At 38.7% G+C, this 22,689-nt stretch carries 17 protein-coding genes and 1 pseudogene; 6 read left to right on the top strand and 12 right to left on the bottom strand.

Features of this window, described 5'->3' with window-relative positions:
* Positions 1 to 244: 244 nt before the first annotated feature.
* The 5 genes from AC3WTP_RS11705 to AC3WTP_RS11685 all read right to left on the bottom strand — a co-directional run bounded on the left by AC3WTP_RS11705 (position 245) and on the right by AC3WTP_RS11685 (position 6,951).
* Complete coding sequence (locus AC3WTP_RS11705) at positions 245 to 1,081, bottom strand: carbohydrate ABC transporter permease (protein WP_492394787.1); 837 nt, start codon at positions 1,079 to 1,081, stop codon at positions 245 to 247.
* Positions 1,078 to 1,968 (bottom strand): carbohydrate ABC transporter permease, encoded by an 891-nt coding sequence (locus tag AC3WTP_RS11700; RefSeq protein ID WP_492394786.1) that lies wholly within the window; start codon positions 1,966 to 1,968, stop codon positions 1,078 to 1,080. The genes AC3WTP_RS11705 and AC3WTP_RS11700 overlap by 4 nt, the downstream gene beginning before the upstream one ends.
* 94 nt (positions 1,969 to 2,062) lie before the next feature.
* Complete coding sequence (locus tag AC3WTP_RS11695) at positions 2,063 to 3,424, bottom strand: ABC transporter substrate-binding protein (protein ID WP_492394785.1); 1,362 nt, start codon at positions 3,422 to 3,424, stop codon at positions 2,063 to 2,065.
* Between the two features lie 117 nt (positions 3,425 to 3,541).
* A complete protein-coding gene (locus tag AC3WTP_RS11690; protein ID WP_492394784.1) occupies positions 3,542 to 5,158 on the bottom strand; it encodes a response regulator in 1,617 nt (538 codons plus the stop codon).
* Positions 5,155 to 6,951 (bottom strand): cache domain-containing sensor histidine kinase, encoded by a 1,797-nt coding sequence (locus AC3WTP_RS11685; protein WP_492394783.1) that lies wholly within the window; start codon positions 6,949 to 6,951, stop codon positions 5,155 to 5,157. Before AC3WTP_RS11685 ends, AC3WTP_RS11690 begins: the two co-directional genes overlap by 4 nt.
* Positions 6,952 to 7,299: 348 nt before the next feature.
* On the opposite strand from AC3WTP_RS11685, the gene guaD reads away from it, so the two are divergent.
* The gene (gene guaD, locus AC3WTP_RS11680; RefSeq protein ID WP_492394782.1) at positions 7,300 to 8,664 is read left to right on the top strand and encodes a guanine deaminase; all 1,365 of its coding nucleotides are present in this window, start codon (positions 7,300 to 7,302) and stop codon (positions 8,662 to 8,664) included.
* Between the two features lie 42 nt (positions 8,665 to 8,706).
* Complete coding sequence (locus tag AC3WTP_RS11675) at positions 8,707 to 10,059, top strand: uracil-xanthine permease family protein (protein WP_492394781.1); 1,353 nt, start codon at positions 8,707 to 8,709, stop codon at positions 10,057 to 10,059.
* Between the two features lie 108 nt (positions 10,060 to 10,167).
* On the opposite strand, the gene AC3WTP_RS11670 is transcribed toward AC3WTP_RS11675, so the two are convergent.
* Entirely contained in the window at positions 10,168 to 10,599 is a 432-nt protein-coding gene (locus AC3WTP_RS11670) for an NUDIX hydrolase (protein WP_492394780.1), read from the bottom strand.
* 134 nt (positions 10,600 to 10,733) lie between these two features.
* Between AC3WTP_RS11670 and AC3WTP_RS11665 the strand changes: the two genes are divergently transcribed.
* From AC3WTP_RS11665 to AC3WTP_RS11655, 3 genes are all read left to right on the top strand, one after another.
* The gene (locus AC3WTP_RS11665) at positions 10,734 to 10,943 is read left to right on the top strand and encodes a DUF6199 family natural product biosynthesis protein (protein ID WP_492394779.1); all 210 of its coding nucleotides are present in this window, start codon (positions 10,734 to 10,736) and stop codon (positions 10,941 to 10,943) included.
* A 108-nt stretch (positions 10,944 to 11,051) separates the two neighbouring features.
* Positions 11,052 to 11,681, top strand: coding sequence for a cupin domain-containing protein (locus tag AC3WTP_RS11660; RefSeq protein WP_492394778.1), 630 nt, complete (start codon positions 11,052 to 11,054; stop codon positions 11,679 to 11,681).
* Positions 11,682 to 11,811: 130 nt separating this feature from the next.
* A complete protein-coding gene (locus AC3WTP_RS11655; RefSeq protein ID WP_492394777.1) occupies positions 11,812 to 12,264 on the top strand; it encodes an NTF2 fold immunity protein in 453 nt (150 codons plus the stop codon).
* Positions 12,265 to 12,445: 181 nt separating this feature from the next.
* On the opposite strand, the gene AC3WTP_RS11650 is transcribed toward AC3WTP_RS11655, so the two are convergent.
* The 5 genes and pseudogenes from AC3WTP_RS11650 to AC3WTP_RS11630 form a co-directional block, all read right to left on the bottom strand.
* On the bottom strand, positions 12,446 to 13,081 hold the full coding sequence (locus AC3WTP_RS11650; protein WP_492394776.1) for a hypothetical protein: 636 nt from the start codon (positions 13,079 to 13,081) through the stop codon (positions 12,446 to 12,448).
* Between the two features lie 264 nt (positions 13,082 to 13,345).
* Positions 13,346 to 13,537: a hypothetical protein gene (locus tag AC3WTP_RS11645; protein ID WP_492394775.1), complete on the bottom strand. Its 192-nt coding sequence runs from the start codon at positions 13,535 to 13,537 to the stop codon at positions 13,346 to 13,348.
* A 45-nt stretch (positions 13,538 to 13,582) separates the two neighbouring features.
* Positions 13,583 to 13,741: a hypothetical protein gene (locus AC3WTP_RS11640; protein ID WP_492394774.1), complete on the bottom strand. Its 159-nt coding sequence runs from the start codon at positions 13,739 to 13,741 to the stop codon at positions 13,583 to 13,585.
* Between the two features lie 27 nt (positions 13,742 to 13,768).
* Complete coding sequence (locus AC3WTP_RS11635; protein WP_492394773.1) at positions 13,769 to 16,939, bottom strand: AAA domain-containing protein; 3,171 nt, start codon at positions 16,937 to 16,939, stop codon at positions 13,769 to 13,771.
* 333 nt (positions 16,940 to 17,272) lie between these two features.
* Positions 17,273 to 17,743, bottom strand: a pseudogene (locus AC3WTP_RS11630) (transposase); the annotation flags it as partial.
* Positions 17,744 to 18,060: 317 nt separating this feature from the next.
* On the opposite strand from AC3WTP_RS11630, the gene AC3WTP_RS11625 reads away from it, so the two are divergent.
* Positions 18,061 to 21,408, top strand: coding sequence for an nSTAND3 domain-containing NTPase (locus tag AC3WTP_RS11625; protein ID WP_492394772.1), 3,348 nt, complete (start codon positions 18,061 to 18,063; stop codon positions 21,406 to 21,408).
* Between the two features lie 317 nt (positions 21,409 to 21,725).
* Here the strand turns inward: AC3WTP_RS11625 and AC3WTP_RS11620 are convergent, their stop codons facing one another.
* Positions 21,726 to 22,619: an AraC family transcriptional regulator gene (locus AC3WTP_RS11620; RefSeq protein ID WP_492394771.1), complete on the bottom strand. Its 894-nt coding sequence runs from the start codon at positions 22,617 to 22,619 to the stop codon at positions 21,726 to 21,728.
* Positions 22,620 to 22,689 lie beyond the last annotated feature (70 nt).

Genomic DNA, 22,689 nt, shown 5'->3' with positions numbered 1-22,689 from the left:
AATATTCATAGGAAAGTGTATTGTAGGAGACTAGATTAATAAGTGAGGTAAATGAGCTTTTTAGTGAAGGCAGATTAATAAATCGAATGATTTCTGTGTATATCATACTCTCCCGCCATGGATAGGTTAATGATGATAATTTAGATTTCTTGATCAATTTTACGGTTGACGTCAAAGTAGAAACGGATACCATCCTATAGACGGTATCCGTTTCTATGAGAAATAGGTGTCATGTACAAATCAGTTAGCTCTTCACCGCACCCGCTACAATACCTTTGAAAATGTACTTTGAAAATAGAAGGTAAATCACAAGTGTCGGCAGCATGACCAAAATAATCGCAGCGCTTAGATAATCCCAGCTTCCAAACTTCGAACTACTAAAATACATCAAGGTCGTAGTTAACGTTCTTAGTTCGATTGCAGGCATATAAAGATATGGAACATACATATCGTTCATCACATCAACCGCTTTAATAATAGCTAATGTTGCAGTTGCCGGCAGCAGAAGTGGGAAGATCATCTTAAAGAAGACTCCAAAGTACGAGCATCCATCAAGCATCGCACTCTCATCCAATTCTTTCGGAATTCCATTGATAAACTGTGTATAAATATAGAGCTGGACCAGATTCGTTGCTGCATAGATCACGACCGGAGCCCAAATCGTATTATAAAGTCCAAGATTACTAATGATCGTAAAACGTGAAATCTCAGTAATCATACCAGGCATAATCATACCCGCTACAAAGAGACCGAGAATGATCTTCTTCGAACGAAAATCGAAGCGATTAATAGCATAAGCAGTCGTTGTTCCCAATATTGCATTAATGACGACACTGATTGTAACCAGGAACATAGAGTTGCCAAACCCCAACAAAAACTTTCCCTTGTCCAGTACAACTTGATAGTTATCGAAATCAAAGCTATCAGGCAGCTTCAGAGCAAATTCAGAGCCAATCTCCATCGCAGACTTAAATGAAGCGAACAACGTAATGAGCAAGGGTATGAAAATAATCAAGCAAATCATACTTAGAATGAAATACACGGCGAGCTTCTTAACTGAGCTTGCTAATCGAAGCGTCATTCCTCACCAACTCCCTTCAGGTTGAACAGCTTGTTCTGTACACCATTCAGGACAATAATGAGAACCAACATGGTGACGCCCATCGCTGAAGCCATACCGAAGCTGCTAAATTTGAAGGCCGTCTCCAAGGTATATAAGGTGAATGTGCTGCTCGCATGACCCGGTCCGCCCTGAGTCATGATATACGGAATATCGAACACCTGTAGAGCTCCAACGACATTTAAGAATAGGATAACCTCCAGCACCTTTTTCACACCAGGAACGATAATATACCAAAAATTCTGGATGCTGTTCGCACCATCCATCTTAGCTGCCTCGAATTGGTCCTGAGGAATGGATTGCAAGCCTGCCAGGAATAAGATGATATGGAAGCCTGAGAATCGCCATATCGATACAAACACTAAGCTGAGATTCACGACGGCTTCATCCGTCAGCCAATTCTGTATGAGCGATTCAAGCCCAAGCACTTCAAGAATACCATTCAAACCGCCATTAATGGGACTGTAGAAGAAGGCAAACATATACGAAATCGCGACCCCATTGATAATGTAAGGCATGAATATAACAGCCTTAAAGAACTTGCTGGCACGAATCTTACTGTCCAACACAACCGCAATCATTAATTCCAGCGGGATCATGATTAAATGAAAGATGAAGTAGATCCCGTTATTGCGAAGCGACAGCCATACATCTGACGAATCGGTAAACATCTTAATGTAATTGTCGAAACCGATATAAACTTGTTCGGCAGCCACCCCATTCCAATCGGTAAAGCTCATTCTAACAAGCTCGAATAGCGGGTAAAGTACAAACAGCAACAGCAGCAATACAGGAATAAATAAAAAACTGAATAACAGTATGTTTTTTTGCATAGAAATCGTCTTCATGTCTGCCCCTCCATTCCTTTATATACAAGGAAAGTGGCTAGTCTAAACGGTAGCCACCTTCCATTCATTGCTCAACATTCAATTGAGAATTAGTTTATTTGGAACGGGCTTTTTTCCAGCTGTTATTCATTTCCTCCATCATCTTATTGAAATCCTTGCCTGCCATCATGTCCTGCCCCATCTTCTTCACATCAAACTTAATCGCCGATTCAATCTTCTTGTACTCCTCACTGCCGCCTTTATAAGTCACATAATTCAGATTAGGGATGTCAAAAGCACCAGCGAACGTTGAGCCTAGATCGATCTTAACATCCTTCACCGTCGATTGAAGTTGAGCTTCGGTCATATATTTTGGATACCAGGCATCACTGAAGAACCAGTTCAGGAATTCTTTCGCTTCCTCAGGATGCTTCGACGTTTTCGGAATCGTATAGAACGTATCTACCATCGAAATCGTATTAAATGGCTGATCTACTGAGTCACGAACCGGCAACAAAAAGGCGCCAATATCATTCATATCCAGATCCGTCATCGATTTCAGGTCACTGCCGAACCATTGGCCAAGAGCGATCATCGCCGCCTGCTTGGAACCAAACATCAGCTTGGATTGATCAAAGCCAACTCCGAGTGGATCAGGACCCATTACCTTTGCATCGTACAGTTCCTGAATTTTCACATATGCATCATAGAAACCCTGGCCTTTCGTAAACGGCTCATCCATCGTCGCCATCGTTGACCAGTAATCCCCATCGTTTGCTGCAAGTGCAGGCATAAATTCGTTGAAAGGATAGTTCGGCCAAGCGTCTTTGCCACCCATTGCAATCGGAATGTATTTGCCGCCGTCTTTAATCGTTTTAGCAGCAGCTACAAACTCGCCCCAAGTCTTCGGAATCTCAATTCCGTATTCCTGGAATATACTCTTGCGATACCAGACAAACTCATTGAATTGGCTCTCCGGCACGCCGAGAATATGATCGTCCACCTTGAAGTCAGCTGCGAACATATTTTTCTGAGCTGCGTCTAAGTCATCAAGAGGCAAGATATTATCCTTGAAATTAATCAGCCATGACGATTTCAGCGGCATAATATCCGGCAGTTCATTGGCTGCGTTCCGGATTTTCATCGTATTTTCATACTCCGTATCCTTTAACAGCTCCAATTCGATGGTGACATTGGGATTAACCTTTTTGTATTCGTTTACAAGATCCAGCTTAGTAAGCAAATCCTCCGTAATCGTTGACCAGATTGGAAATTTCAAAGTAACAGGCTCTTCCTTTTTGGGTTCTGGCTGTTTGGTTTCTTGCTTTGCTTCCTGCTTGGTATCTGTCTGAGCAGACTGTCCTTCATTGTTTGAGTTTCCCTTAGATGATGAACAACCAGAAAAAAATGGTACCATTAAAGCTGCGATCATGATCATGCACAATATACGTGTTACACGTGGTCGAGCTTGATGCATCTAACATTCCCCCTATACTTATTGGATGCAGGCTATGTTCATCTGCTGCTTCTATCATAGCCTTTACGATAAGAGGCCAGAATGATAAAACATTCGAAATCATGATATAGTTTTGGGCTATTTAGACACCGATCTCATGTACGTATACGGACTCATGCCCGTTATCTTCTTAAACACCCGGCTAAAGTGCTCCGTACTTGCATACCCTGTACGCTCTGCAATCTCATAGATCTTTAGATAAGGCTCTTTCTTCATGTTATCCATTGCCTTTTCCATGCGTACCTTGGTTACATACTCTTTAAAAGTCTCTCCTACCGCTCTGGAGAACAACGTACTGAAATGACTTTCACTTAAATGTACGATTTCGCTTACTTTCCCAAGTGTAATTTCCTCACGATAATGCTCCTTAATATAAGCCTGAGCAATGGATACAACCCGATTCATCTGACTTGCCCTCTTAACTGCCTCATGAAGCAGCTGTTGAACCAAGGTTGAGATTCTGGCCTGCAAGCTATCTGCGGAGTCCATCTGCCAAGCCATTTGATAGACGTCCTCTATCTGATTTATATCCTGGTTATGTACATAACCGTTATCATTCATGAACTTCACTAATATCATGAGGAGCTCCATATATCGGGCACGCAGCACCTCATTTCCCATAGAAGCAGAACGCTTAATCAGCGCAAACATATGGTCTAGTTCTTGCAGCACCGTTTGCTCTTCGCCCTCCTTCAATGCATCCAGCAAGGCTTTCTCTTTTCCAATCAAGGTCTCTCCCGACTGCGTCAAGAATTGTTTAGCATCCTCAGGGTAAATGATCCGATGTTTATTAATGACAAAGCGCAGATCAGCATGTTTTCGTGCTTGAAGATAACACGCCGGGAGCTGCTTCAACTCCTCGCAAAGCTCACTAACTCCTATCGTGACTTGAATATTGATGTATTCCTTCAATACAAATATGATCTGATCCAGGATCTGCGAGATACACTGCCGAACATACATTAAACTGCTCGTTCGAAACGATAACAGCACCGCGTATTCATACGGATTGCAGCTGATGACTTCACCCGTTCCCGCCTCTGTTAGCACCTGATCAATAGACTTTAGAACGGAACCTACAAACTCCCCAATAGACGAACCATACCGCTCCTGCACCTGAGCAAAGCCCTCTACTCGAATCATGGAGACTGTAATATTAGACCATTCCAACCGCATGTTCAGATCCTCCAGCATTGAAGGTTCCAACTGAGGATTCACGCCAATCTCAAGCCATTCCCGAATCGTTTGCTGTTTCAGCCGGATCCGTTCGCCCTTATGGATTTCCCTCGACTGTTCTGACATCGTCTGTTCAACTTCACAGTTATGCTTGATCCGATTCAAGAGATCCAGTACAACATTCGGATCCATCTCCGATTTCAGAATATAGTCATGCACACCCTTTTTGAATGCCTTCCTGACAAATTCATAATCATCGTACGCACTTAAAATGACGACATGCGGAGCGGCTCCATTCAACTGATTAAGCTCATCAATAAGCTCTAAGCCATCCATCACAGGCATCTTCAGATCCGTAATCACAATGTCAATCTCTTGATGTTCCTTTATATACTGAAGTGCTTGATAACCATTGCTCGCTTCATACACAATCCGATATCCGTTCGATTCCCAGTCAATCAGAGTAGATAATGCCAATCTCATAATCGTCTCATCTTCGACTATCATTACATTCATCATACGGCTCGTCCTTTCAATGAAAGTTCATGTTCAAGTGGAAGCAGAATCGTAACGATAGTACCTCTACCTAGCTTGCTATCAATCTCCAAACCGTACGGATGACCATAATTAAGCTCCAATCGTTTCAACACATTATGTACACCTAACCCACTGAAATTGCCGCGCTGGAGCTTCTCACCCTGCTGCAGCAATCCCCTGACTTGTTCTTCTGTCATTCCTTTACCATAATCCGTGATGGTAAAACATACGCCAAGCTCATGGCGAATCGCCTTTACCTCAATGAGCTCGTTCATATCTTGCTGATCCAATCCATGAAATATCGCATTCTCTAGAATCGGCTGCAGCAGCATCTTAGGCATGCTGTAATCCAAGAGCGTGTCATCGATAGTAAACTGGATATTAAGCTTGCCTCCATAACGAACCTGCATAATATGTACGTATGACTCTAGTACTTTAATTTCTTGGCCGATCGGTGCCAGCGAGTTCGGTTCACGGAATACATGAATCAGCAGGGCGGATAGGCTGTCAATAATTTTGCGTATATTGTCTGTCTTGGCGATCATGGCCATCAGGCGAACGGAATTCAATGTATTCGATAAGAAATGAGGATTAATCTGTGACTGCAAAGCTTCGATCTCAGCCTGGCTGCGCGCTCGTTCCTTCGAATCACGCTCTGCAATCAGATCTCGGATCTGAGAAACCATGCGATTGAAGGAATAGCCCAGTCGCTTAACCTCGCCTCTTCCGTCTGCCTTCACCTCAGTTAGAAAATCCCCTTTCTCCACCTTTCTCATCGCTACAATGAGATTCTGCAGCGGCCTAAGGATGTCTTGAAAAAACCATAGTAGAAATAGGATGAAAAAAGCGAAGCTGCCGAACAGGAACATGACGGACATCTTTAAGAATTGATCCGCATCCCTCGTAACCATGCTCTCATCTAATATATTGACGATACTCCAATCGGTCTTCTCAAACGAATACAGCTTAAGAAGCTTATTCTCACCGTTTATCTGAACATAGGAATAATCATCATCTCGATCATGAGATGGCTTCTGTACCATCTTGGATAGCTCCATCATAATTTCAGGATCTACCTTATCATGATTGTTCTGATTCACGATTCGATTACCGTTTCGATCAATGATGAATTGCTTAATTTCAGGATTAGATTGAATGAAATCTGGAAGGGAGGCGTGGGTCGTCAAATAGACCATCTCAACCTCTGTTTCCAAAGATCGATCCGGATGAAGCAAAAAGGTAAACATGTCCTGTTGATCAGAAGTAATGCCGTTCAAGCTGTCGACAATAACTGTTGTTCCATTGCTGCTCCTTAATGCCTCTTGATACCATGGCAGATCGCGAATGGAGGAATCAGAAATAGCAGGCGGATTCTTAAAATAATAGTAACCCCCGTCCTTCAATGTAAAGATAACGCTTACAATTTCATTGCTGTAATTCGAAATAATATTTAAGTAGGCATCGATATCACGCGCAATTTGAATCTTCTCTACTGAAGTCGCGCTGTTGCTCCACTCTGAGACGGCATCCAATATCACATGGTCGCTCACATTCGCGATCGTAGCAATTGTAAGTGAGGCTCGTTTCAGCTCCGCGTTCATACTGTTAGATGCTATATCGAGCTGTTGGTCAATCTGATCCATTGACCTTTGAATCAACGAGGTTGAATAGTATTTATAGAATATGGTGATAAACAACATGAATGGAATAATAATAATCAGCACAAAGGCTCCAATAAAATGCTTCGTAATCCCTAATTCTCTCTGTCTAAACATGGATACCCTCCATACTTGGATATGGCATATGAGATGTACTAACTAGCGATAATATAAAAAAAGATCACCTTCAATAGCATACTAGAGCAGGCGATCTACTTCGTTAACTAACAGTTTAAAGATTGAAAAAGATAAATTTAATGATATTTCTTGTTGTTATATGATATTTCTTCTCTATTAACACAAATATTCCTTCCAAAAGCTAGATTAATTCATAATAAAATGAAGACATATCCTATCGCTATGACAAAAACTCACAATCCTTCGTCTTTTTTGGTATAGACATCAATTTTCATCGAGACTATAATAACAAATATGGTTTAAAAGACGAACATTAGGGTGGTACGAATGCATAAATATAAAGAAATTTTCCTGGGCACTACTTTTTCAAGCAAATCCCCTAAAGAAATCCAAATATTAAAAGACCATCTTTTTTGTATCAATAGTGACGGGATGATTGAAAAAATCGTTGCACCAGAAGATCCTGGATATCAACCTTTGCTAGATACTTATCAAGGTAAACACAACTTTCATCCATTAGCTGAAGGTCAGTATTTCTTGCCTGGTTATATCGACTTGCATGTTCACGCGCCGCAATGGGCTCAATCTGGAACCGCATTAGACATTCCACTTTATGATTGGTTGAATACTTATACCTTCCCACTTGAGTCTAAATTCTCGGATCTGAATTTTGCACAAAAGGTCTACGACGATTTAGTAAGCACCCTACTCGCAAACGGGACAACGACAGCACTTTATTTTGCAACCGTACATAAAGAAGCAAGTTTATTATTAGCTGAAATATGTGCTGATAAAGGCCAACGTGGATTAGTTGGGAAAGTTGTCATGGATGATCTACAGCAAAATCCAGAATACTATCGCGACACGGACACACCTACGGCACTAGCGGATACGGAAGAATTCATTCTAGCTGTACGAGAATTAGCCAAATCCACTAAACAAGGCGTTTATCCAGTAGTGACACCGAGATTCATTCCAAGCTGTACAGACGATGCTTTAAAAGGTTTAGGAGAGCTAGCAGCTAAATATGATACATATATTCAATCCCACTGCAGCGAAAGTGACTGGGCACACGGTTATGTAAAAGATCGATTCCATAAGAACGATGCCTTTGCCTTGCATGATTTCGGTCTATTGCGTGATAAATCTGTAATGGCACATTGTAATTTCCTAGATGATCATGATGTGAGTTTGTTTGCTGAAACAGGAACAGCCATTGCTCATTGTCCGATATCAAACGCGTATTTTGCCAATAGCGTCATCCCTATCGCTCATTTTCATTCCAAAGGTGTCGAGATCGGTTTAGGGTCTGATATTTCTGGTGGTTTTTCACCTAGTCTTTTCGATAACATCAGACAAGCTGTAATATCCTCCAGAATGCTAGAAGATGGTGTTAATGCCTCCCTTCCTGCCAAAGACCGTGGCGTACCCGGATCACGCCTTACGATTCATGAAGCATTCTATCTTGCTACTGCTGGCGGCGGAGAAAGTTTAAGCTTGCCTATCGGTCGTATTCAAGAGAACTATGCATGGGATGTGCAAATCATCGATACGAAATGTCCATCCGCCAAGTTGCCAATTTTTAATGAGAATGAAGATCTAAATGATGTTTTCCAAAAAATCATGTACCTTGTAAGGCCTGAGCATATCCGCGAAGTCTGGGTACAGGGTAATAAAGTTCATTCACGTTAGGAATAGAAATAACTACAAAAACTTCGAGGTGCGCATCTTAGAATGAAAACACAAGCAGACAAGCAAGATCAAGCTCAAATGAAGTCGCAACATTTAACGGTCTTACCCGATGAAAAAATTTCATTCGGTAAGTCCGCGATTCTAGGTTTACAACATGTATTGGCCATGGACGTCTATGTGGTGCCTTTCCTCATAGCGATGTTAATCGGTTTACAAGCCGATCAATCAAACGCTTTGATTCAAGCTACTTTTATTGCTGCTGGGCTTGCAACGATTGTGCAAACTTATTTCTGTATGAAACTGCCCATCGCACAAGGTCCTTCTTATGTTCCGCTGGGCGCCATCATCACGATTTATGCAGCAAGCGGCGGCGGGGAAGCAGGTTGGAGTTCCGTGCTCGGGGCCAGCTTAATTGGTGCGATCTTAATGATTATTTTGGGCTATACGGGAATTTTCAATAAAATTGTTAAATCGTTTATCCCACCCATTGTAGGTGGTACGATTATTTTCATTGTAGGTCTTTCTTTATTGCCGGTTGCGATAAGAGACAATATTTATGCAGCCACCGACGCTACTATTAATCAGAACGTATTATTAGCTCTTATTTCCGGTTCTGTGCTCATTCTTTTCGTGATCCTGGGTTCTTTGTTCCGTAATAAAGGATCTCTATTCCGAATTATGTCTGTGATGGTCGCGTTAATTACCGGATGTGTTGCTGCAAAATTTATGGGTATCTTAGATTTCACGGCTGTAGAAAGCGCAAAGTGGTTTAGTATGCCTAAGATTCCTTTTGCTGATTTCGGCTTTTCTTTTAACTTTTCTGCAATTATCACAATGGTCATTATTTATCTCGTACTGCTAGCTGAAACAACAGGTACGTGGTTTGCCGTTAGTAACGTAATCGATAAACCGTTAACCGATAAAAATATTAACCAAGGTGTTATTGGAGAAGGAATTAGCTGTCTTATTTCTTCTCTTCTCGGTTCAACTCCTGTAACAGGCTATTCCACAAATGCAGGTATTATTTCTATCACAGGCATTGCCAGCCGCCGAGTCTTTCTTTCTGTAGGAGCATGGTTTATCATCTTCGGTTTCTCAGGCAAATTAGCTGCTTTAATATCTTCGATTCCAACCGCTGTAATCGGTGGCGTATTCGCTATCATATGCGGCATCATCGCAATTAACGGTATACAAGTGATGAAAAATGAAACCATTGGCGAAAAAGAGATGTATATTATTGCTATACCGATGATCATAACCTTAGCGTTAGTACTCATTCCTAAAGATTACTTAAACTCTTTACCAACTTTCGTACAATATTTGCTCGGTTCGCCTATCTTACCGTCTGCCATTGCAGCCATAGCATTGAATAAAATATTGCCAAGCGGTAAATAAGTAGGCTTTTATAAAAAATGTTGCAAGTAATCAAAACTTCATATACAAACGACGAAAACCCTTGTATACCAAGGGTTTTCGTCGTTTATATCCTTTTAAGCTTTTGAGTTAGTTTACCTTAATAGAATCAATATCTAACAAGGAAAATACATTATTTCTCTCGAAATCACGAATGATATCCGAAGGCAAAAGTAACTTTAGCTGGTCTTGTGATGACCATTGGTAATCCGTGTGTTCTTCTGAGAGAACTACATCTTGATGCGTACTGTGGCATAAATAGGTGAGAATGACGACCTGTCTTGTTGCACCTATTAGGAATGTAGTGGCATATAACAGCTTCTCCACCGTAACGTCTAAACCAGCTTCCTCCTTAATTTCTCGTACTAATGCCGGTTCTAGATCTTCTCCGAACTCTACTTTTCCCCCAACACACTCCCAAGTCCCACCGCCAATTTCATCATCAGCAGCTCGTTGTGCAATCAATATCTTGTCCTCATTTAAAATAACACCTTTAACGACAACAACCAATTTATTAGTCATGTTATGCACCAGTCCAATCAAGAGAAATGTATATTATGTTGAAAACCTATATGCTGCATTATAACGCTTTTTCATGGATTTGTTAGGAACATTTTGTAATTAACATCGTACATTTCTCTGAAGGAGCTGATCTCATGTTTATTTCCATTTTTCTGTTTGGAGTTGCTATCATCGCTATCGGCTTGTACGCTATTAGAACTCCTGAATCTTGGTGGTTCAAGAAAATCGGTGATGATTCTGAACCAAGCGATGAGTATTTATCATCTGTAAGGTTTAAAGGGAAATTAATCATAGTATTCGGCTTATTCATTATTTTGTTAGGTACACAACATCTTTTCGTGTAAATTTCCCTCTGTTAAAATAAACGAACACCCAGCTCACTGTATGTGCATAACCTGCCTATAAAGGTTAATTGTAGCCTTGTGACCAGATAAAGAGGTGAGCTGATACCAATGGTTTCAAATATTGATTATACCTCCCCATCAACTCAATTCACATTTGACGTAAATACAAGTCCCTTGTTCAGGAAAGATAATCAAAACTATATTAACGTATTAGGTGTGGAACAGCTGAATACACTCGATAACGTGTCTCTCCTGGACATTTTCCTAAGTACTAATAATGTCGTTGAGCCGCACTATCACCAGAATGCCGCTGAGCTTGTGTACTGTATCTCTGGTGCGGCGGTTGTGTCGCTGCTGAACCCTTTTACCAAACAAATTCAAGATTACCCGATCACACCTGGACAGGTGGCAAACATTCCGCAAGGCTGGTGGCACTATGAGGTCGCTACCGTTGACAATACTCATCTCTTGGCCATATTCAACGCTCCGACTCCAGAGGTGATTCTAGGTTCAGACATATTGAAATTTACTCCTCCCCATATCATGGCGCATACCTATTGTATGGATGAACATCTATGGAAGCAAGTCATTGCACCTGTTCAACCCACAACCTATATAGGTCCGTATAGTTACTGCAACAAGATGGAGCAATATATGCCGCATCATCATGCGTATAACCAGTATCAACAGATGCAGCAACCTCAGAGCAATTATCCACCTCCGTATTACCAATATTAAAGACAACATGCTTAAGGGGAGATGAAGTCTTTCATCTCTCTTTTTTGAGGGGTTTGAGTCAAAGAAGGATTGTATATGTTTGAAATTCAGGCTATGATTTCATAATACATATCGGTAGAGGTGTAACCCCATGGATGAACAAGAGTTGAACAAGCATTTAGTTAACATCGTCCAAGAATACGGCTCAAAATGGAACAGCATTGAAGATCGCATCTATAAGCAGCATGAACAAGAAGAAGCCGAATTAAAAGAAAAATATACAGGTGATGAATATCATTATGCCAAACGAACAGACTGGCACGAAGAATTCTCGGGGCTGATCAGTCCTATTTTCGATGAATACTGTACCTGCAAAAGCGGGCAGAGCTTTGGTTTTCCGGTGAAATACAATGGAATAGAACACCCTATTGATTCAAATGTTGAATTAAAGAATAAAAACCGTGCAGAAGTTTATATCAAGACGGAAACTAATTTTAGTGATGAATACTTGTTTGTGTTATTGAGAAAAGCCGATACATTGAAAGTTGATAATTATAAAAATAGGCGCTATGGAAATGAGAAGTGGAATAATTGTATACTCTGAAATGCATTTAAAAGCTGTGCAAGCAATAAGCCTTTGCCAAACGTAAAGTGGAACGGGGGATCCATTATTAAAGTGCAAAAAGACACGGAGGAGAACGGTCTTGGATATTGTATGTATTAGAATATCCAAGATACCCGCTTTCCACATCGTGAACCTCGATGCATAGCATGCACAAGACGCACTATGATAATATCATTTTTCTAATATTGCTGAGTTCATTATCATCCTCATCATTTTCTTCAATTGTCCTCATTTTTTCCTCAAATGCTCCAGTCAAACAAGAAACCGCATCAGATATCCATCTAAATCGTAAAAGTGCGATTGCAAAGAGCAATAATAAAGGACTTATTATGCTTATTATGCTTATTATGACCTTATCATGATACTTTTGTAATTCAAGTAATGAATCGCTATAACTACTCTTTTCAAGGTTATAATTATCACCTAGATATTTTGCTTTCTCTTCTATGCTGGACATGGATTCTATATAATCCTTATTTAGTATTGTTATTATTTCATGAGTCCAATCTATAGGTTTCAATTGATATTGGAGATAGAATGTCGAGAGAGAAAATATTGACGTTAACACAAATGTTATTACAACAATGATTAAATTAATCTGTTTCCAAAAATCCAACTGGGCATTTAATGTTGATTTTAATAGTCCGATGTTTTCTATTGAATGATCAATAACCACACTTGTTTTAACCTTCTCAATTAAGCGAAGATCAATACGTCCCAACCCGTTTATTCTACCGTTTAAATTGTATCTTTTCATGAGATATCTACTAGCACTACTGTAATTAAATACACTCAAATCCCTCTGCCTCCAATGTCGTTCCTTTAAACAGATGATATGAATTCTATTTACATACTTCGGCAAACCAGTCCATTTTCCTTTATACTTCGACTGGTATCGATTATCAATAAAAAAAGATGCCGGAATAGTACTCCAACATCTCTATTTTAGAATTATCCCCTTTCATGAAGACCTTTCCTAAGGTGTAAACGAAGGACAAACGCCGGTATCAGGTCATCAACAGTCGAACTTTATAGGGAGGTGGGCATAGTTCTACTAGTTCTATTCATTAAACTCCGAAATTTGTATTGTATATGAAGGTTTATTTGAATCCTGATCAAATATTTCGGATACCTTGCTTACTTCCTTTAATAATCCCCCACCATATGGTCTACCCTCTATAGGAACAACAACCCTTATGACTAGATCCTGATCAAGTTTTTCTAGTATCTGCACTAGCTCTTTTACCTTCATATTGATAACCTCCATTAGTTTCATTCAAATTAAATTGTCATTAACTCACTTTCCAAGCTCCAACATGTACGGATCATGGAGCTCTGGACGGTTAAAATAATCCGATGGTACTATAGATGCCACTTCGTCCCAATATAATAATGCATGAGTAAGCCACTTCGTGTTGGGAACAGCTATATATGGATAATATAAAATTCTTTCCACCTATCTTTTCCCTCCAAGATTAATTTTCTAATATCTTGGTTGTTCATAAATTAACTCTCGCTTAATGACCTTCATATTTTCCATTTCACCCCAAACATTCATATCTCCTACGACGTAAAATCGATATTTAGCTCTGGAAACTGCAACATTAATAAGATTAGGTTCGTTAGTGGCCCATAATGCCGAGCCCAGATTTTTATAATCAACCCCCAAACAAAAAATTACAACCGATGCTTCTTTGCCTTGGAAAGTATGAACTGTTCCTACAGCTTCATTAATCCATCTATGAAACTGCTTTTTATCAATCTTTAATGAAGTTAACTCTTTATACATATCCCTCAATAAAGACTTGATTTCTTCTTTTACAGCCGTAAACGGTGTAATAATAAATAAGCTCGGAACTTGTCCATTAAAGTGTTGAAATGCTTTCTGAACTAACTCAAAAACCAGTTTACCTTGAGCAGGTACGTATTGTCTGACTTCCGTCTCTCCCTCAACTTGATACCATGAACTTGGCCCCATATATTCAAGAAATTTTACTAGACTCTCTTCCTCAGCCTTAAGGGGAGCTTGTTTATCCGCGGGATTCTCAGTAGCAAGTACCATGTTGCCATCATATGCAATTTCGTTACAGATCTTAAACATAGGATTGATACATCTTCGATGTACCCATAGTGGTGACCCTATCCATCGATTTTTAAGAAATGTGCCATACTTATTTGCAAGATCCATAAGTGTCTGAACAGAACTTTTATCCGACAAATAGTGTGGATTTATTTCGTAATATTTCCCAATGTCATTAAATACGGATTTTGGTAACGTTACTACAGGCTCAATTTGTATTGGATCTCCAACAACCACTGTTTTTTGTGATCTCCATATGGCACCAACAGCAGCTTGGGGCACTGCTTGTCCTGCTTCATCGACTATAAGCCAGCCTAATCTTTCACTACCAACACCTCTAAACATGCTAGACACAGAAGCAAATGAAGTTGAAACCACAGGAATGATCAAGCTTATAACATCCCATATAGGTTTAAAAACTTCTTTCTCCGCAAAAGTATCAAGTGAATTTAGTTTGCTAAACAGTATTACATTACCAATAATTCTCGAAACAGAGGCCCGAACAAAGCATTCATGGACATGCATAGCCGCTAAAAATAGTTTGCTTCTTGCTTCTGAAAACTCCTGGGTAATCCATGGAGAAGATTTTTGAATTTTATCATTATCCCCATGAATTAAATCCTTCAAGCTAACAACGAAACGTGGTTTTTCCTTTAAAGAGTGCTTGATACGCGATTCTGTGGAAGTAAATTCTTCCCTGAGTTGAGTAAGCTTTTCAATTAATTTATTATATTTATCAGATGCAAGTGTAAGTTTATCTTCTATGGCTTTTAGATCAGATTTCTTTTGACTTATCAAATGAAGTTGTTCAGATATATCTTTATTTAATAAATTTGCGCGTGACATGTGATCTCTGTAAGGTTTACATCTAAATAACCTGATAAAAAAACCAATTTTTAGCCTATTATGATAATCTAATGCTTCTTTCAAATAACAAATTTTCTCATCCAGTTCACAGCATTCTCTGTTTATTTCTAGGTTCTTTTCTTTCAGTTCTTCCACTTTCAAATTAAGGCATTGTATTTCATACTGCCCCTTCTTTATCTCCGTTTCGAGTTTATTAATTCTATTGCAAAGTTCATATAACTCTACTGCTTCTCTCTTTAAATCTTGAACATTTCTTAGGGCCTGCTCAAATGATTCTCTAGCTGCCTTCCATTTCTCTAAATGTACATGGTCCGGTATGGCCTTACATTCATCATGGATTTGAAAATAGGATTTCCCTAAATTATCTTTATCCTTTTCTCGGTCAAGGAATTTTTTATTGAAAGTATACCGATTATCACTTTTGCCAAGAACAGCAGAGATAAGCCCCCATGAATTTCCTCCATGCATTCTCTTTGCAATATCCCTAAAATAATCTGCCCCTTCAGTATCTAAAAATGATTCATGTAACGCTTTAATATCTGGCAATTCTTTTGATATGTTTTCTACGGCTCCATTATTCGAAGATGCCACAACTATGCCAAACCCACATAATTCGGGAGAGAGTATACTGACAATGGACTTTTGAACTTTTTTAATAGAACCGTCCGCTTCTTTAATGAAAGAAAATGCATCTTTAGGAACATCATATGCTACTAAACGTTCAGCCCGTTGAACCATGATTTCTGCGATGACATCCCTTAAAAGCGTGGTTTTTCCAGTCCCCGGTGGGCCATTAACGGAGAAGACTCCAGTTGTATTATGCAATTGTTTGAATATCAGATTTACTGCTGCTTGCTGCATTAAGTTGAGAGCATGTTCCGGGTTACCTGGCCATTTCCCGAGAGGGATGTTTTCAGGTGAAAGGATCTCGAAAAGTTTTTCCTTATCACGATGAATATCTTGCCGATTTTCGAAAGGTATATCTTCACCACTTAAAAACTGAATCAGTCCGTCGCTTATTAATCCTTCCGATTTAAGACTATTTCGAACCAACTCAAGATCTTTAATATAGAAACTATTTAGAATCCCCGGCTCTTTAGCAAAAGAACTTTGTTCTTTATCTTCCTTCCTAGGTTTTGGAACTTTACTACATTTTGCAATAAAATAAGTATAGTTTGATGACCATCCGACAAAATCACTAATTTCATGCTGAATAAATTTCATCCTGTCTAAAGTAACCGTACTTTCAAGTTCTCTTTCAATCATCTCATTTATCTGAACGTAAAGTTTATTGAACTCATGGTACCAATCCTTATAAAAGTCCCCTTTTTTTAATTTACCAAGTGCAAAAGGTAACGTTGATAATTTAAAACTTCCAGCTATATAATTCCCGTTAAAATCTAATGAAACTTCTGCAATTGCTGTATTTGTCTTATAATTCATATCCTCCACGATTTGTTCTTCATCATGTAAATATTTACGCACTGATTGCATAACTACTTCAGTGTCCATAACCCCTATATATACTGTAAAACGGAAAGTATCATTTTCCGTCTCTAGGAGACGATATTTTTCATGTTCCATCCAAGGAATTTGTCTTTCTTCAATTATCAGATAATCTATATTCTTATCCCATTGGATTGGATAAGGTGTTAGAAATTCAACCTTGTGCCATGCCTCGATTTTATTTAATATCTGCAAATTCAATGGTAGCATTCCCTTCGATATTCTCTTTTGTAATATTATACCATCGACCTATTCCATTTCCCATTATCATTGCTTAGGAGTCTTTCATGGGGCAAAAGAAATAGGCTAATCGATGGTATATATCAAAGTTGTTAAGCATTGTTAATATAGGATATATCAGAAATATTTCTTCTCTGTTTGAAAACCTTGAATACATGCGTATTCGAAAAATTTACAAAAAGGGAAAAATTTATTTATGATTTTGAAGGAAAGGGTACCCCAGCTTTATGCTGCGCATCTACTTGCTGTGGACCCAGTCAAGTCCATAATTGTGTGTAAATTCCCTCAAGTCTCCTCCGATTCGTAGTCGCTGAGCATATGATCAAGGGCTTCATGTGTGCCATTGGTATTTACTCCGGTCGCGATTAAGAGCCTACGAGAACGCACACGACCGTCTTCACGCACCTTCAAGTACATAGCATCTACCAATACAAACGGTAACTGGCTATTGCCTAGTGGGTGCTCGCTCTAAGCAAGTACGATGGGATCAAGCCTCTTGCATAACTAACTTACGGTAGACTTAGAGAACTCCACACCACACAATTCCTCCGTGATTTGAGTCATCTAACTCACTGTGTCACCGTTCACAACCATTTCCACCAGAGCTAATACAAAAGCTTGCTCGCTTCGTTGATATCGAGCAAATAAATCCGTAGAGGATTTACCATCCCAAATACGTGGAATGTGAAGGGTAAGTGTGCCTACACGTGTTGTGATCATATGTGGATAAGATCCGTTACGGTATCCCATACGCTCATCTGCTCTTTAATAGCGTTCTGTATCCATTGTTCGGTCACCTGCGTTTGTAATTAATCTGATATTGAACCATTTCAAATACACCTCACATTTCGCTAAAAATAACAAATCTTCGAATATTCTGTTGTTGTGTATATGATTCTTCCAAATATGTTTCTCCTAAACATACTTACATCTCTAATAAACAGTACAATAAAGACGCTACTACACTATTCATTTGGAGGAAAGACATGCCGAATTATGATTTTCATGCATTGCTAGAACCTTTATAGTATGAAAAGTTAGTTTGTGACATCACTCAGCAACGAGAAGGTCTTTTTGTAGAAATGTATAAGGAAGGGCGTGATGCGGGGATTGATGGCTCTTTTACTATTAACAATAAAACGACCATCATTCAAGCTAAACGATACAAACAAGACTATTCTAAATTATATAGTACATTAAAGAACAATGAATTACCTAAGGTTATTAAACTAAACCCTGATAGGTATATCTTAGGCGTATCGATGGATCTTCAACGGGATCAGAAAGTTGAGATTATGAATTTATTCAAAGATTACATTAAAGACTCTAGAGATATTCTTACTCGAAATGATATGAATCGTCTTTTAGAAGATCCAAGCTATAAGTGGATTGAACTTGCAACTCCAAAACTTTGGTTACCTAGCATAAATGTATTTTATAAAACACTAAACGAAACTGTGCATCGTGCTGCCTACAGGGAATCAGCCGAGGAACTCAAAGATGCTCTAAAAACATCAAAAGTTTTTGTTCCAACCAGAGTATATCGTAATGCCTTGCTCAAATGGTCTCAGAAACATGTGATTGTACTCTCAGGAGAGCCTGGTGTAGGTAAGACGACCATGGCTTACCTATTAGCATTAGCTTATTTACAACCAGATCATCTGAATGGCTTTGTATGGGCCAATTCAATCGAAGATGTATATAATATGCTAGAAGATGATCAGAAGCAGGTCATTATTTTGGATGATTTTTGGGGAAGTATCTTTCATAACGAACATACTCGTAGAAATGATGAAAATCGACTAAATAGACTCTTGAAACTTATCATAGAGTCTATTGGAACGAAGCGATTGATCTTGACAACTAGAGAGTATGTACTGCAACAAGGGTTACAAAAGCACCCTGTTCTAAAAGAAACATTGGAGAGATATGCCTTGATCTGTTCGATGGAGGAATTCGGACCTGATGAAAAAGCTAGTATCTTATTCCACCATCTCTACGCATCAGATCTTGAGTATGAGTATGTTAATTACTTATACAACAAGTGCAATCGGATTGTATATCATGAAAATTACAACCCACGCGTTCTAGCGTTATTTCTGCATAAAGAACTAGATAAGGATTGTTCACCTGAAACATATTATGATGAATTATGCAACTATTTTGATAATCCCAGTGCATTCTGGCATGACATCTTTTTGGCTCTCTCCGAAGAAGCGAAGATTGTTGCAATGCTATTATTGATTTCATCAACTCCTATGCGTATGACTGATATGGAGATTTGTTATCAGAAATATATTCATAACTGTTCCCATCAAACTACAGTTAAGAACTTAGGGGAATGCATAGCTGAACTAGAAAGAACGATGATAAAGACATTCTACGATGAAGAAGAGGATTCTATTATCTTAAGATTCATCATGCCAGCCGTTCAGGATTTCCTATATTCCTATATGGAAGAAAACAGCGATCAACTTATTCCAATAGTACTTGGATGTTGCTCTTTCTATAATCAGTTACAATTTTTATTTGAGCATCAATCAACAAAATGTAGTGACAGAGTAAATCATCTAATAATCCAACAATGTATCTTACACTATTATGACTACGGTGATTGTCACATGGAGTACGATGGAAATTGGAACTGGGATTCAGGTCGGGATATTCTACTTCAACATGATCGGCTCCATAGATTCTTTCATCTACTCCGTTGTTATGAACCTAATAAACATTTAGAGCTATTTTATTTTTTAGAAACGACTATAAAGGATTATTGTATAACAATGGGCAAAGGAGATTTAATCGCGCAATATTCAGATTTGCACAATCTTCCAGATATTATCATCCGCTGCGTCGATAAAGGAATGACTTTTAATGGTGTAGACATCATCACCAAGTATTATGAGGAAGCATATAGCATTTACCATTTAATGGCAATTAAAACATTCGAAAAAGTATTTCCTGAAGAGTACAGTACATTCTATAACACTAACTATCAAAAGATCGTTAGAGAAGTAAAGAACACTATACTATCTGAGATAGAATTACTTGATGGATTATGTATGGATATTGAATTAGATATGTTAATTGATAACATACCAGATATACTTATAGAGTTTGGCTTGCGTTATACAAAGCAATTCGGTCAAAAGATATACTCCTTATGTGACAGAAACCCCTTCATTGAATACAATGAAAATGTAACACATAAGGAACAACTTAACCAATATGTAGATCATGAAAAATTAGCACTTGAAGACGTTATAGAAGATGCAGGAAATTGGATATTTGGACGCTGTGAAATCTATTTGGACTATGATCAAATTGCAGAATTAATATCAACAAGTAACCTTAGTCCGACATTAAAAGAAGAATTAATGCAAACACTAGACACTTGTTCTCCACGATACGTTAATGATTTCTTGCAGACGAAAGAATCCATCAAACTGCTCATTACAGCTCTGAACGAAACTGAAACTAGTACAGTACCAGAGCAAGCTAGTACACTTTGTATGATTATCTTGTATAATATAGGCCGTAGGGAGCCAGAAATCATTTCGAAGCTAATACACTTCTGTGCAGAAGCCTTTATATTATTTATGCATCAGGATGACCCTGTACTTCGAATCAACCATTTCATAACAAGTAAGATCTATACTAATTTATTGAAGAATGATACTCAACTATGCGAGATTGTCTTTGAGAATTTGATCATAAAAGATGAACAGTGGGTACGTTTTATCCATATTCCCCTTTTCATTTTCAGTCATGCCTTTTTAATACGTATGGATGCTACTGAGAAAGAATTAGATTCATATTATAAGGATTTATGGGGTAATAATTTCAATAAATTCAAGTATATATTTAGAAATGATCGAGGCTTTAGCACTAACATGTATCGCCTAGATTTTGGAATCTATCATTTCAAGCAATTTGATTGGGAGGGATACATGTATAGGATGTGGGAAGAGTTAAACCCCTATCATTTTAATCAGCAATATGTGGAACCCATGATCAAAAACCATCTAGATAAGTTAGGAACTGGTGATATAGATAGTAAAGTTCTGGAACAGATATCACTTTGTAGATTACATGTCGAATATGATTTATCAGGAATTTCACATTCTTGTGGTTACGAACTGAGTGATGAACTTAGTATGATTGACCATCTGGAAATTGCAGATTTGGATGTATTTCCAAAGCAATTAACGAAAAGTAAATTTAAGAGCCTGCAAAAAGACAAAGAGATATGCCAAAAAGAAAATGATAAATGGACTTTATACTTATATAAAATAAAGGACATTGAAATCTTAAAAGAAATTGGGGTTTACTCTGAGGTATTGAACTTTATTAAGCAGCTAGAGAAGACGCACTCAAGATTATCAAGTGGTGATTATTGGAGCTTAGAAAGGGCTGCACGCAGTACATAGCACTTATGCAAAATGGGAGCTGCTACTACAAATTTAATATCTGTTCATTCTTTAAGATAGTTATCATTAATCCAAATGAGCTTAACAGCAACTAAACAATCAGTTCACATTACTGAAACTTTCTACACCAGAAAATTTGTAAATTCTCTACAAGTCAACTTTATAAAAAACCTCATTAACAAGATACAAATAGAAGATCCCTTGCAGATCAAGGGATCTTCTATTTGTCATTTCAGTGTACGTAGTGCCACACTCTCTACATGTATGTGTTGCTAATTTTAATGTGGAACATTCTTATCATGTTCGTTATTCGTTAACTATTTCTTTGGTTTGACCCTGATCCATATTTCGCTCCAGCATATGCTGCCGCAGCCATAAGACAGTTCCAATTCATAGCCGTCAATCTTTTCATAATCAGCAGTCGGCAGCCATTCAGTGTATACTCGTTTGATATGACTTTGAATAGCATTGCTTGTTCCTTCCACTGTATGATTCTCAGTTCTGAAGATCGCCCATGTTGCGGCTGGAACAGTCACTTCCTTATATCCCTCCGCTTGGCTTTTACTTGTTTTGTAGGCGAACAGCATATAAGGGAACGTATTATCCCCTTCAACCGAACGGTAATCACAAATAGCATTGACTAAACACAAATTGTTCGGTGCCTCTGTAAGCATATTCGTTGATTTGATAAGTTTGTCGACTCTGCCGTCACGATGTGCCTCTTGCCAAAATTGCGGTATGGAACGGAAATGTTCGCCGTTATCAGCGGTCATGATATTTTCGATACCATAAACAATAAATGCTTCTATTGATTCAATTCTGTAATTCATTGGAACAGCTCCTCTAACTGTTAGTAGGAAAGAGATTCGAGGGTAGGCTGTGAGAACTACGCCATTATCGCGCGCTGACGACGGCGTTGTCCCATTAATATTGTTAAAGGCTCGTGTAAAAGCTTCCGGTGAATCATAACCACACTTTAGCGCTAGGTCAATAATCTTAATATTACTATTCTTCAACTCAAATGCAGCAAGAGTCATCTTTCTTCGTCTGATATACTCAGACAAGGAAACATCCGCTACTATTGAAAACATTCTCTGAAAATTGGAGTTGGAACAGCAAGCAATCCTTGCGGCTTGTGTCATATCAATATCCGCACAGAGGTTATCCTCGATATAGTCGAGCGCTTTATTCATTCTTTCAAACCATGTCATCCCGTTTCCCTCCCCTCTGATAACAGTTAATCAGATATGAAGATAATAATCCTTGCAGATTATAATCAAA

The sequence above is a fragment of the Paenibacillus sp. EB106-04-04-XG159 genome (genome assembly GCF_058791835.1).
Note: the sequence above shows the minus strand (reverse complement) of the source record. Positions and strands in the feature narration are given on the sequence as shown.

Excerpts from the sequence above, each read along its gene's own strand:
- AC3WTP_RS11705 (WP_492394787.1), bottom strand. The coding sequence starts at position 1,081 with ATGACGCTTCGATTAGCAAGCTCAGTTAAGAAGCTCGCCGTGTATTTC.
- AC3WTP_RS11700 (WP_492394786.1), bottom strand. The coding sequence starts at position 1,968 with ATGAAGACGATTTCTATGCAAAAAAACATACTGTTATTCAGTTTTTTA.
- AC3WTP_RS11695 (WP_492394785.1), bottom strand. The coding sequence starts at position 3,424 with ATGCATCAAGCTCGACCACGTGTAACACGTATATTGTGCATGATCATG.
- AC3WTP_RS11690 (WP_492394784.1), bottom strand. The coding sequence starts at position 5,158 with ATGATGAATGTAATGATAGTCGAAGATGAGACGATTATGAGATTGGCA.
- AC3WTP_RS11685 (WP_492394783.1), bottom strand. The coding sequence starts at position 6,951 with ATGTTTAGACAGAGAGAATTAGGGATTACGAAGCATTTTATTGGAGCC.
- guaD (WP_492394782.1), top strand. The coding sequence starts at position 7,300 with ATGCATAAATATAAAGAAATTTTCCTGGGCACTACTTTTTCAAGCAAA.
- AC3WTP_RS11675 (WP_492394781.1), top strand. The coding sequence starts at position 8,707 with ATGAAAACACAAGCAGACAAGCAAGATCAAGCTCAAATGAAGTCGCAA.
- AC3WTP_RS11670 (WP_492394780.1), bottom strand. The coding sequence starts at position 10,599 with ATGACTAATAAATTGGTTGTTGTCGTTAAAGGTGTTATTTTAAATGAG.
- AC3WTP_RS11665 (WP_492394779.1), top strand. The coding sequence starts at position 10,734 with ATGTTTATTTCCATTTTTCTGTTTGGAGTTGCTATCATCGCTATCGGC.
- AC3WTP_RS11660 (WP_492394778.1), top strand. The coding sequence starts at position 11,052 with ATGGTTTCAAATATTGATTATACCTCCCCATCAACTCAATTCACATTT.
- AC3WTP_RS11655 (WP_492394777.1), top strand. The coding sequence starts at position 11,812 with ATGGATGAACAAGAGTTGAACAAGCATTTAGTTAACATCGTCCAAGAA.
- AC3WTP_RS11645 (WP_492394775.1), bottom strand. The coding sequence starts at position 13,537 with ATGAAGGTAAAAGAGCTAGTGCAGATACTAGAAAAACTTGATCAGGAT.
- AC3WTP_RS11625 (WP_492394772.1), top strand. The coding sequence starts at position 18,061 with ATGTATAAGGAAGGGCGTGATGCGGGGATTGATGGCTCTTTTACTATT.
- AC3WTP_RS11620 (WP_492394771.1), bottom strand. The coding sequence starts at position 22,619 with ATGACATGGTTTGAAAGAATGAATAAAGCGCTCGACTATATCGAGGAT.